This is a genomic window from Brenneria tiliae, assembly GCF_023347575.1.
In the GTDB taxonomy this organism is placed as follows: Bacteria; Pseudomonadota; Gammaproteobacteria; order Enterobacterales; family Enterobacteriaceae; genus Brenneria; species Brenneria corticis.
The window spans coordinates 35,808-48,424 of record NZ_JAKPCB010000088.1; the positions used below are offsets into that span (position 1 = coordinate 35,808).

Below are 12,617 nucleotides of genomic sequence, written 5' to 3' on the forward strand. Positions count from 1 at the left end.
CGCGCTGCTGACAAAAAGCTTACTTCACCTGACGCTTTTGGTACGCGCCAGCGGCTTTGACAAAGCCGGCAAACAGTGGATGCCCGTCACGCGGCGTCGACGTAAATTCCGGATGGAACTGACAGGCCACGAACCATGGATGATCGGGTAATTCCACGATCTCCACCAGTTTGCGGTCGGCGGAAAGACCAGCAACACGCAATCCCGCCGCTTCAATCTGTTTCAACAGCATGTTGTTGACTTCATAACGATGACGGTGACGTTCAATAATCGTCGGCTCACCGTAAAGCCGGCGTACCAGGCTGCCTTCGGTCAGATGACATTGCTGCCCGCCGACCCGCATGGTGCCGCCCAGATCGCTCGCCTCATCGCGTACTTCTATATTGCCGTCTTCATCGCGCCATTCGGTGATCAGCGCAATCACCGGGTACTTACAGTCTGGCACAAACTCGGTAGAGTTTGCCTCATCCATCCCGGCAACGTTACGGGCAAACTCCATTAATGCGACCTGCATCCCCAGGCAAATGCCCAGATACGGGACGTTGTTTTCGCGGGCATAACGCGCCGCCATCACCTTGCCTTCCACGCCGCGGTAGCCAAAGCCGCCGGGGATCAGGATAGCGTCCAAATCTTTCAGCATCTCGACGCCGCGGGTTTCCACATCCTGCGAGTCGATAAGCTTGATGTTCACCGTCAGACGGTTTTTCAAGCCGCCGTGCTTAAGCGCCTCAATAACGGATTTATAGGCGTCAGGCAACGCCACGTACTTGCCGATCATGCCGATGGTGACTTCACCGCCCGGATTGGCCTCTTCGTAAACCACCTGCTCCCATTCCGACAGGTCGGCTTCCTGACAGTTCAAGCTGAATCGTTTACAAATATAATCGTCCAGCCCCTGGGATTTCAAGAGCGACGGGATTTTATAAATGGAATCAATGTCTTTAAGGGAGATTACCGCTTTTTCCGGCACATTGCAGAATAAAGCAATCTTTGCCCGCTCATTGGCCGGTACGGTACGGTCGGAGCGGCAAATCAGCACGTCAGGCTGGATACCGATGGAAAGCAGCTCCTTAACCGAGTGCTGCGTGGGCTTGGTTTTCACTTCACCGGCGGCGGCCAGATAAGGCACCAGCGTCAGGTGCATAAACAGCGTATGCTCGCGGCCCACTTCAACCGCCATTTGCCGAATCGCTTCAAGGAACGGCAGCGATTCGATATCGCCGACGGTGCCGCCGATTTCAACCAGCACCACGTCATGCCCTTCGCCCCCCTCAAGGATGCGCTCTTTGATGGCGTTGGTAATATGAGGGATAACCTGAATCGTGGCGCCCAGGTAGTCGCCGCGACGCTCTTTGCGCAATACGTCGGAGTAGATACGGCCGGTGGTGAAGTTGTTGCGGCGCGACATTTTGGTGCGGATAAAGCGCTCGTAGTGGCCCAGATCGAGATCGGTTTCCGCGCCGTCTTCGGTGACGAACACTTCGCCGTGCTGTGTCGGGCTCATCGTGCCCGGATCCACGTTGATGTACGGGTCCAGTTTCATGATGGTAACGTTGAGGCCACGGGCTTCAAGAATAGCCGCCAGAGAGGCTGCGGCAATGCCTTTACCCAGAGAGGAAACGACCCCGCCGGTCACAAAAATATAATTAGTTGTCATGCTGAACCTGAGAGTTTAGGTTTAAAGACGATGGAACGACCAAGACGGGAAAGTAGTATACCGGAACCTGATGAGCGCCACAAATGTTCGTTTTACTCATCGCCGGGATCCCAACCCGCCGGCCATAGAGATTTAACCCCGCCCGACGCCGATATATAATTAATTCAAAATCAAATAGTTATACAGTAAATATAGTAAAAATAACGGGATAACGGCAAAATCAGGCTCAATGGTTTATTTCCTGCCGTTTAACCTGCCGCCACGCCGCTTCCATCTCTTCGAGCGAGGCCTGTTCCAGCGTTTTGCCGGATGCGGTAACGATTTGTTCTACCTCGCGAAAACGGCGGCTGAACTTACGGTTGGCGGTTTGCAACGCCCGCTCGGCCTTGTGCCCCAGATGGCGCGACAGGTTAACCGTGGCGAACAATAAATCGCCGATTTCCTCACCCAGTTTTTCTTCATCAACAACGGCTTGCCGCGCCTCATGCAGCACTTCGTCGATTTCCTCGTAAACCTTGTCGACAACCGGTGCTAAACTGTTCCAATCAAAGCCCACCGACGCGACGCGCTGCTGAATTTTTTGTGCTTTCATCAGCGCCGGCAGCGCCTCGGGAATATCATCCAGCGGCGAATGGCGATCCTTTTCCGCCCTTTCCCGCGACTTGGTTTGCTCCCAGTTGGCCAGCACGGCGTCGCTGTCCGCCAGTTGGGCATCGGCAAAAATATGCGGGTGCCGGCGCACCAGCTTGTCGCTGATGGCGTCACAAACGGCGGAAAAATCAAACAGCCCTTGCTCCTGCGCCATCTGCGCGTAAAACACCACCTGAAACAGCAGATCCCCCAGTTCGCCGCGCAAATCATCAAAATCCTTGCGGCTGATGGCGTCCAGCACCTCGTAGGTTTCTTCCAGCGTGTAAGAGGCGATGGAGTCGAACGTCTGTTCCCGATCCCACGGGCAGCCGTTCTGCGGATCGCGCAGGGTTTTCATAATGGTGAGTAGGCGCTCAATAGCGGGTGAAGTCATAGTGTTCCTAATTATGGGGCTGTGCCCGAACAAAGTTAATAACAACGGCAAGGGAGTCAGAATATTTCACCGTTTTGTTCTTTCGGGCGTAAAAAATTGTGCTGAGGTGAACATGACCGCCGAGTGAGCCGCATGGACGCGGCGAAAGCCAGTGCCGCGTCGGGAACGCGTCACTGGCGGCTCGATAAGCGGACATGGGCACCGAAGGAACCGCGCAGCGGCACAATTTCCGCCCAAAGCCTGGGTTCTGAGGGATGTGGCGATTGAGCATCCCTCAGTCGGGCGTGACGGTGGAGCCACAAAAAACTACGTCGCTCAACACGCACGAAACCCTCCACCGCAACGACATAAACAAGATTTTTATAACCTACGGTTTAAAAAACCGAAGACTCCATTCACCCCCCCTGCTGCCGGCGCGCATCGATCACATCCGGCAACTGGTTGAGTTTGGCCAGAATACGGCTCAGCACCTGCAGGTTATAAATCTCGATATCCATATCAATGGTGGCCAGCTGCTGTTTGGTATCGCTGCGGCTCGCCACGCCCAGTACATTGACCTTTTCGTTCGCCAGAATGGTGGTGATATCGCGCAGCAATCCGCTGCGATCGTTGGCGGTCACCCTTACCACCAGCGAATAGCCGCTGGAATAGCTTTCGCCCCACACGGCGTCGACAATGCGCTCCGGCGCGTGGCTGCGCAGATCGTCCAACTGCTCGCAGTCGGCCCGGTGGATGGAGATCCCCCGGCCGCGGGTGATAAAACCGGTGATCTCATCGCCCGGGATCGGCTGGCAGCAACGGGCGATGTGGTGCATCAGGTTGCCGACCCCTTCAACCACCACCCGCCCCTTATCTTTATTACGCGCGGCCGGCTGCGGGGATTTCTGCGTCAGTTGGCGCAGCGCCTGGCGGTCCTGCTCTTCCGCGCTGGGCTGATTCAGTTGCGCCTGCAGGAAATTCACCATCTGGTTGAGGCGAATATCCCCCCCGCCAATCGCCGCCAGCAGTTCATCCAGAGAATTCACGTTATAACGCGGCAGCAGCAGTTTCTCCGCGGCCTTGAGGCCGATACCCAGATGCGCCAGTTCATCATCCAGAATCTGCCGGCCGGCCAGAATGTTCTTGTCGCGATCCTGCTTGCGGAACCAGTTGTGAATTTTTGAACGCCCGCGGCTGGTGGTGATATAGCCCAGATTCGGGTTCAGCCAGTCGCGGCTGGGATTCGGCTGTTTCTGGGTGATCACCTCGATCTGATCGCCCATCTGCAGCTGGTAGGTGAACGGGACGATGCGTCCGCCGATTTTCGCGCCGATGCAACGATGGCCGATATCGCTGTGAATGTGATAGGCGAAATCCAGCGGCGTTGAGCCGGCCGGCAAATCCACCACGTCGCCTTTCGGCGTAAACACGTAGACCCGGTCGTCGAACACCTGGCTGCGCACCTCATCCAGCACCTCATCCGAGTCCGCCATCTCCTCCTGCCAGGCGATCAGCTTACGCAGCCAGGCGATGCGGCCTTCGTAACCGGAACGACCGCCGACCACCGTGCCCTCTTTGTATTTCCAGTGCGCCGCTACGCCCAGCTCGGCGTCTTCATGCATCTGCCGGGTGCGGATCTGAATTTCCAAAGTTTTGCCGCGCGGTCCCAGCACCACCGTATGAATCGACTGATAGCCGTTCGGCTTCGGATTGGCGACATAATCGTCAAACTCATCCGGCAGATGGCGGTAATGGGTATGCACGATACCCAGCGCGCCGTAGCAATCCTGCAGGCGCTCCACCACGATGCGCACCGCCCGCACGTCGTACAGCTCGTCAAACGACAGCGATTTTTTCTGCATCTTGCGCCAGATGCTGTAGATATGTTTGGGGCGGCCGTAAATTTCCGCCTGCACGCCCTCTTCTTTCATGGCGGCGCGCAGCGTGTTGACGAAGTCGTCGATGTACTGTTCGCGATCGATACGCCGCTCGTGCAGCAGCGTCGCGATACGCTTGTACTCTTCGGGATGAAGGTAGCGGAAGCAAAAATCCTCCAGCTCCCATTTAAGCTGCCCGATACCCAGCCGATTAGCCAGCGGGGCATAAATATTGGTACATTCTTTCGCCGCCAGCACCCGCTCTTCTTCCGGGGCGTCTTTAACTTCGCGCAGATGCGCGATCCGCTCCGCCAGCTTGATCACCACGCAGCGAAAATCTTCCACCATCGCCAGCAGCATGCGACGGATATTATCCACCTGTTCGGAGGCGACGGAGTCATGCTGCGTGGCTTTCAACTGGCGGATGGCATCCATATCGCGCACGCCGTGCACCAGATCGACGATGCTTTTGCCGAATTTTTCCTGCAGCGTGGTTTCATCCACCACGTTGGCGTCGGCGATGGGAAACAGCAGGGCGGCGCGCATGCTGTCATTGTCCATGCTCAGCGTGGACAGAATTTCCACCATTTCGATACCGCGCCACAGCAGCAGCATGGCATCGGGATGATCCTGGGTTTGTTGTTCACAGTAATGCCAGGTTTCGGCTAAACGTTCACACGACTGCTGACTGGTTATGCCAAGCGAAGCAATCCACGCGTCAGGTACAAACTCACCAGCCGTATTCAAATGCGCACTTCTTACCGCAACCATAATTTCTCCCTACTTTACCGCGCCGCCGCATCACCTATAAACAACGCCATCGACTCAAGGTGGCCGGTATGTGGAAACATATCCAGCATGGCGACATTCGCCAGCCGATAACCGGCGGCGAGTAATATTTTGCTGTCACGCGCCAGCGTGGTCGGGTTACAGGAAACGTAAACCACGCGCCGGGGAGCCAGACGGACAATCTGCGCCATGACCCCCGCGGCACCCGCTCGTGCCGGGTCCAGCAATATCTTATCAAAACCTTGGGCAGCCCAAGGCTGTTGAGTGACATCATCTTCAAGATTTTGGTGAAAAAATGTGACATTGGCGAGCGAATTGCGCCGGGCGTTCTCGCGCCCTTTTTCCACCAGCGCCGCCACGCCCTCAACGCCGACGACGCTGGCCGCCCGCCGCGCCAGCGGAAGGGTAAAATTGCCCATGCCGCAGAACAGATCCAATATCCGGTCCTGCGGCTGAACGTCCAGCCAGGCCAGCGCCCGTTCGACCATTTGCTGATTGACCGCATCATTGACCTGAATAAAATCCCGCGGGCTGAACGCCAGCGTTAATCCGGCGATATGATACAGCGGCGCCTCGCCGTGCAGACAGGTCACCGAGTCCGCATCGGGCGCCAGATAAACCGACACTCCGTACTGCCGCGCAAAGTCGCTCAGCGCCTGGCTGTCCGCCTGGCTCAGCGCATCCAGATGGCGCAGCACCAGCAACGGGCCGTTATCCGCCTGCACCAGTTCCACATGCCCCAGCCGCTTTACCGCCCGCAGGCGGCTCAGGCAGTCACGCAGCGGCGCCAGCAGTTTCTCCAGCTCCGGCCGTAATATCGGGCAGGCCCGGATATCGACCAGCTCATGCGACCCCGCCTGACGGTACCCCATCAACATCCGTTGCTGTTTAGCCTGATAGTATAACGCAAGCCGGGCCCGCCGCCGGTAGGCGTAAGACGGCCCGGCGATCGGCGCCGCGGGCGGCAGCTCCACCCCCGTTTCCCGCGCCATCAGGCGCGCCAGCGCCGACGCTTTGCTATGCTGCTGCAGCGCAATATCGGCATGCTGCTGCTGGCATCCGCCGCAGTCGTTGAAATGCGGGCAGCGCGGCGCCACGCGCTGCGGGCTGCTGGTTAATAATCGTTTAAGTTTGGCATGGGCAAACTGACGCTTTTCTTCCGTCAGCCGTACTTCAGCCTGTTCGCCCGGCAGCACGCCGGCGACAAAAATCGTCTTGCCCTGATGACGCGCCACGCCCTGCCCGAAGGGGTCAAGGCTGTCTACCGTCACGGTTATCGTTTGCCGGGTCGTCACGCGCCGGTTTGGAGAGTAGAATTGCGCCATAATTTACAATCGTTTTATAAATACAATAATTTTTAAGCTTAATTCTCCCACATTGGACCCTTATGACCAAATACAGTCTGCGTGCGCGCATGTTAATACTGATTTTGGCGCCGACGTTAATGATCGGACTGTTGCTCAGTACCTTTTTCGTGGTACACCGCTATAACCAGTTGCAGGAACAGTTGGCCGACGCGGGAGCCAGTATCATCGAGCCGCTGGCCGTCACCAGCGCTTACGCCATGGCAAAAAACCAGCAGAACACGCTGCAACCGCTGATTAATACGCTGCATCGGCGGCACTCCGGCATCATCCGGGCCATCAGCATTTTTGATGATAAAAATCAGCTAATTGTCACCACCAACAATCGCCATAGCCTATGGTCGCCGCACCTGAGCGAAGACACCCCGGCCGACAACCGCTTGCACCTGCACCATAGCGGGAACGCCCTGATCCTGCATATGCCGATTACCGCCGACGGCGAGTTCGCCGATGACGGTTTGACATCGCCGCGGCCCGGCGCAATACCCCCTATCGGCTACCTTGCCGTCGAGCTGGATATCAACTCCATCAAGCTCCGGCAGTACCAGGAAATTTTTATCGCCGCCCTGATGCTGCTGCTGTGTATGGGCGTAGCGGTGCTATTCGCCTATCGCCTGATGAAGGACGTTACCGCGCCGATCGGCAATATGGTGGAAACGGTCGATCGCATCCGCCGCGGACAGCTGGATAGCCGGGTTGAAGGCCATATGCTGGGCGAGTTGAATATGCTGAAAAACGGCATCAACTCCATGGCCATGTCGTTGACCGCCTACCACGAAGAGATGCAGCAGAATATCGATCAGGCGACCTGCGATCTGCGGGAAACGCTCGAACAGATGGAGATCCAGAACGTCGAGCTGGATCTGGCCAAAAAGCGGGCGCAGGAAGCGGCGCGCATCAAGTCCGAGTTTCTGGCCAATATGTCTCACGAGCTGAGAACGCCGCTCAACGGCGTAATTGGTTTTACCCGCCAGACATTGAAAACGTCGCTGAATCCGACCCAGACCGATTATCTGCTGACCATCGAACGCTCCGCCAATAACCTGCTGAATATCATTAACGACGTACTGGATTTCTCCAAACTGGAGGCGGGCAAGCTGGTATTGGAAAATATTCCGTTCTCGCTGCACAACACGCTGGACGAAGTCGTCATGCTGCTGGCCCATACCGCCCATGAAAAAGGGCTGGAACTGACGCTCGACGTCCAGCAGGACATTCCGGAGCAGTTTATCGGCGATCCGCTGCGCATTCAGCAAATCATCACCAACCTGTTGGGCAACGCCATCAAGTTTACCGAGCAGGGCAACATTGATATCCGGGTGGAAAAACGCCGCCAGGAAGGCAACCAGGTTCAGTTGGAAATTCAAATCCGCGACAGCGGCATCGGCATCGCCGAACGCCAGCAGTCACAGCTCTTTCAGGCATTCCGCCAGGCGGACACCAGTATTTCACGGCGCCATGGCGGAACCGGGCTGGGGCTGGTGATCACCCAAAGGCTGATCAAAGAGATGGGCGGCAATATCGGCTTTCACAGCCAGCTAAATAAAGGCTCTACCTTCTGGTTCCATATCAATCTGCCGTTAAATCCCCACGCCGCGCCGGCAAACAACGAATACCGCATGCTGCGCGACAAGCACCTGGCGTATATCGAATCCGATCCGGCGGCGGCGCAGGCCACGCTGAACATTCTCAGCCAAACGCCCTTGACGGTCAGCTATAGCCCGACGCTGGAACAACTTCCCGAAGCCCCCTTCGATATTTTGCTGTTGGGCATTCCGGTGCATTACCGCAACACGCTGCTCGATTACACGCCCCAATTACGCGACGTCTGCCGACGCGCGCCCTACGTGATCCTGGCGCTGCCCAGCTTTGCGCAAATGGATGCCGAGCAGTTGAAAATATTCGGCGTTCACGCCTGCCTGAACAAACCGATCTCCGCTCCCCGCCTGCTGCCGCTGCTGCAGGACAGTGCGGTTTTCCAGCTGTCGCTGCTGCCGGAAAACATCACCGCGCCTCAGCCTCCATTGCCGCCTCGCGCACGACTACCGCTAAGCGTGATGGCCGTGGATGATAATCCGGCCAATCTGAAGCTGATCGGCGCCCTGCTGGAAGAGCAGGTGGAAACCATCATTCTGTGCACCAACGGCGCGGAGGCGGTGTCCCAGGCCAAAGATCGCGATATTGATCTTATCCTTATGGATATCCAGATGCCGGGGATGGACGGTATCCGCGCCAGCGAAATCATCCGCCAGTTCCCCAGGCATGGCAAAACGCCGATTGTCGCCGTTACCGCCCACACCATGAGCGACGAACGCGAACAGCTGTTACAGGCCGGTATGAATGATTGTCTGGCAAAACCGATTGACGAGCAGATGCTGCAAAAAGTGCTGTCCCGCTACACTCCCCAGGAAGAGGCGCGTCCGCCGCAGGAGCGGCGCCGCGATAGCCAGCCGTCCCTGGACTGGACGCTGGCGCAGCGCCAGGCGGCCAATAAACCGGAACTGGCGCGCGAGCTGCTGCAGATGCTGCTGGATTTTCTGCCGCAGGTGCGCCGGCAGGTTGAAAACCTGCTGCACGATCGGCCCGACGACAACATCATCGAGGTGATCCACAAGCTGCATGGCAGCTGCAGCTATAGCGGCGTGCCGCGCTTGAAACAGATCTGCCGTTATCTGGAACAGCAGCTGCGCGAGGGGGTTAGCGCCAGCGAACTGGAGCCGGAATGGCTGGAACTGCTGGACGAAATCGATAACGTCAGCGAAGCCGCGCGCGCGCATCTGAACCATACCGCCTAGCGATACCGGCGCAACAATGCGCCTGACGATGGCCGGACCGACGGCGGCGGCCTATTCCCGGCGCGCCCCTCGCGGCACGGCGTAAATCACGCGGATAAATCTTGCGCCAGCTTGATGGTCGCCGCGATATTGCGCGCCGTCATGCGCACATTTTCCGCGGCGTTTTCCAGCGCTTCGTCCAGTGAACAGACGTTGTACAGCACGCTGAATACCGCATCCAGACCGTGCTGGTGGACAATCCCGACGTCGGCGGTCAGGCTGCCGGCGATACCGATCACCGGTTTATGATGGCGTTTCGCCACCCGGGCAACGCCAATCGGCACCTTGCCGTGAATGGTCTGGCTGTCAATACGGCCTTCGCCGGTAATCACCAGCGCCGCATCGCGCACCAATTCATCCAGCCCCAGCGCTTCGGTAACGATCTCTATTCCCTGCCGCAGGTCGGCGCCGCAGAACGCCCGCAGCGCGGCGCCCATTCCGCCGGCGGCGCCGGCGCCCGGAACATGCTCGACGTCCATATCCAGATCGTCGCGGATAACCGCGGCGTAATGCTTCAGCGCATTATCCAGCCGTTCGATCATCTCCTCCGTCGCCCCCTTTTGCGGGCCAAAAATAGCGGAGGCGCCCTGTTCTCCGGTCAGCGGGTTGGTGACGTCGCAGGCCACTTCAAAGCGGCACTTTTTGATACGCGGGTCCAGTTCGCCGATATCGATACTTGCCAGCTTGTCGAGCTCTCCGCCGCCGAAGCCGATCTGCGCGCCGGATTCGTCAAGCAACTTGGCGCCCAGCGCCTGCGCCATTCCCGCGCCGCCGTCATTGGTGGCGCTGCCGCCGATGCCGATGATGCAATGCCGCACCCCATGGTCCAGCGCGCAGCGAATCAGCTCGCCGGTGCCGTAGCTGGTCGTCAGCAGCGGATTACGCCGCTGCGCGGGCACCTGCTCCAACCCGCTGGCGGCGGCCATCTCGATAAAAGCCGTCTTTTTATCGCCGGACAGCCCGAAAAACGCGTCGACGTTATCGCCTAACGGACCGGTAACCTTAACCTTGACGATCTCGCCGTGCGTCGCCGCCACCATGGCTTCAACGGTCCCTTCGCCGCCGTCGGCGACCGGCAGTTTGATATAGCAGGCATCGGGAAAGATCTCACGGAATCCCGCTTCAATTTGCGTGGCAACCTCTTGTGCAGACAGGCTTTCTTTATAAGAATCCGGTGCGATAACTATTTTCATAAACGATCCGATTTCATAAACGTTTCGGTTTCACCAATAATCCGCGCTGCTGAATCGGCGCTTATCAGAATGATTACCCCGACAACCAGAGCGGCATACGGTCACCTATGCCGCTCCGACAACCATCAAGCCTTATCGCGTCACTTCAATCTTAGCTAACTTCTCGTAATAGCAGGCCAGCGCGCTGTGATCGGCGGAGCCCAGATCGTCCGCTTTCAGCGCCTGCATCATCTCCATGACGGCGGCGGTCAGCGGCAGCTGCGCGCCCACGCCGTGCGACGTATCCAGGGCGTTGGCCAGGTCTTTAATATGCAAATCAATGCGGAAACCCGGTTTAAAGTTGCGATCCAGCACCATAGGCGCTTTGGCATCCAGCACGGTGCTGCCCGCCAGCCCGCCGCGAATCGCCTGATAGACCAAATCCGGATTGACGCCGGCTTTGGTCGCCAGCACCAGGGCTTCGGACATCGCCGCGATATTCAGGGCCACAATCACCTGGTTCGCCAGCTTGGTGACGTTGCCGGCGCCGATATCGCCGGTATGCACCACCGATCCGGCCATCGCCTTGAGGATGTCGAAACAGCGTTCGAACAGCGCTTTGTCGCCGCCGACCATCACCGACAGGGTGCCGTCAATCGCCTTCGGCTCGCCGCCGCTGACCGGGGCGTCCAGCATGGCGATCTCTTTCTCGGCCAACGCCGCCGCGATTTCACGGCTGGCCAGCGGCGCGATCGAACTCATATCGACCACGATGGTGCCGGCGCGCGCGCCTTCAATCACGCCGTTCTTGCCCAGCACCACCTCTTTCACATGCGGAGAGTTGGGCAGCATGGTGATAACCACGTCGCTCTGCGCCGCCACCGACTTCGGCGTTTCCGCCGCCGTGGCGCCGGCCGCGACCACCTCGGCCACCGCCTCCAGATTTCTGTCCATCACGACTAATGAGTAACCCGCTTTCAGCAGGTTTTTACTCATCGGTTTTCCCATGATACCGAGCCCAATAAAACCAATTTTCATCGTTATAACCTCATTGTCTGATGTAATTAACACGCGCGATTTACTGCAAAATTACCCTTTGAACCTGTCGCGCAGCGCCTGGGTGGCGCCGCGGAACACACCCAGATCGCTGCCGACGGCAACGAAAGTCGCTCCCCATTCCAGATAGCGCCTGGCATCGGCCTCGGCCGGCGCCAGAATGCCGCTGGGCTTACCGTGCGCGGCGGCGCGTTCGAAAATATGGCGGATAACGCGCTGCACTTCCGGGTGGTTGGGCTGCCCCAGATACCCCAGCGCCGCGGAGAGATCGCCCGGTCCGACAAAAATGCCGTCGACGGCGGCGACGGCGGCGACGGCATCCAGATTGTCGACTCCCTGCTGGCTTTCGATCTGTACCAGGACGGTGATGTTGTCGTTAATGGTGGCGAAATAGTCGGGCTCGGTCCCATAGGCATTGCTGCGATGCGCCACGGAAACGCCGCGGATCCCGGCGGGCGGATAGCGCGTCGACGCCACAGCGCGGACGGCTTCTTCCTCGCTTTCCACGAAAGGGATCAGGAAGTTATTGAAGCCGATATCCAGCAGACGTTTGATGATGACCGGCTCATTGCTCGGCGGACGGACGACAGGGGCGCTGTGGCTGCCTTTCAGCGCCATAAGCTGCGGAATAAAGGTCAGGATATCGTTCGGCGCATGCTCCCCATCCAGCACCAGCCAGTCGAATCCCGCCAGCCCCAGCACCTCGGTGGAGATGGGATTGCCCAGCGCGCACCAGCAGCCAATCAGGGTTTTCCCCTGGCGTAACTCCTGACGAAAGCGGTTAGGTAATAGCGTATTACTCATAATAACCTTCTATTTAATTACGGTTCGTGAATTAACATGCCTGGTCATTGACGGATGATAA

At 58.1% G+C, this 12,617-nt stretch carries 8 protein-coding genes; 1 reads left to right on the forward strand and 7 read right to left on the reverse strand.

Features of this window, described 5'->3' with window-relative positions:
* Positions 1-19 precede the first annotated feature (19 nt).
* The 4 genes from pyrG to rlmD all read right to left on the reverse strand — a co-directional run bounded on the left by pyrG (position 20) and on the right by rlmD (position 6,651).
* Positions 20-1,657: a glutamine hydrolyzing CTP synthase gene (gene pyrG / locus MFP24_RS03425; RefSeq protein WP_249229241.1), complete on the reverse strand. Its 1,638-nt coding sequence runs from the start codon at positions 1,655-1,657 to the stop codon at positions 20-22.
* Positions 1,658-1,883: 226 nt separating this feature from the next.
* Positions 1,884-2,681 (reverse strand): nucleoside triphosphate pyrophosphohydrolase, encoded by a 798-nt coding sequence (gene mazG, locus MFP24_RS03430; RefSeq protein ID WP_249229240.1) that lies wholly within the window; start codon positions 2,679-2,681, stop codon positions 1,884-1,886.
* 395 nt (positions 2,682-3,076) lie between these two features.
* Positions 3,077-5,308, reverse strand: coding sequence for a GTP diphosphokinase (gene relA, locus MFP24_RS03435; RefSeq protein WP_249229239.1), 2,232 nt, complete (start codon positions 5,306-5,308; stop codon positions 3,077-3,079).
* A 14-nt stretch (positions 5,309-5,322) separates the two neighbouring features.
* Entirely contained in the window at positions 5,323-6,651 is a 1,329-nt protein-coding gene (gene rlmD / locus MFP24_RS03440; protein WP_249229238.1) for a 23S rRNA (uracil(1939)-C(5))-methyltransferase RlmD, read from the reverse strand.
* Between the two features lie 62 nt (positions 6,652-6,713).
* On the opposite strand from rlmD, the gene barA reads away from it, so the two are divergent.
* Positions 6,714-9,485, forward strand: coding sequence for a two-component sensor histidine kinase BarA (gene barA, locus MFP24_RS03445; protein WP_249229237.1), 2,772 nt, complete (start codon positions 6,714-6,716; stop codon positions 9,483-9,485).
* 86 nt (positions 9,486-9,571) lie between these two features.
* Here barA and MFP24_RS03450 read toward each other — a convergent pair whose 3' ends face one another.
* From MFP24_RS03450 to garL, 3 genes are all read right to left on the reverse strand, one after another.
* Entirely contained in the window at positions 9,572-10,717 is a 1,146-nt protein-coding gene (locus MFP24_RS03450; protein ID WP_249229236.1) for a glycerate kinase, read from the reverse strand.
* Between the two features lie 132 nt (positions 10,718-10,849).
* Complete coding sequence (garR, locus tag MFP24_RS03455; RefSeq protein WP_249229275.1) at positions 10,850-11,740, reverse strand: 2-hydroxy-3-oxopropionate reductase; 891 nt, start codon at positions 11,738-11,740, stop codon at positions 10,850-10,852.
* 45 nt (positions 11,741-11,785) lie between these two features.
* A complete protein-coding gene (garL, locus tag MFP24_RS03460; protein WP_249229235.1) occupies positions 11,786-12,556 on the reverse strand; it encodes a 2-dehydro-3-deoxyglucarate aldolase in 771 nt (256 codons plus the stop codon).
* Between the last annotated feature and the right edge of the window lie 61 nt (positions 12,557-12,617).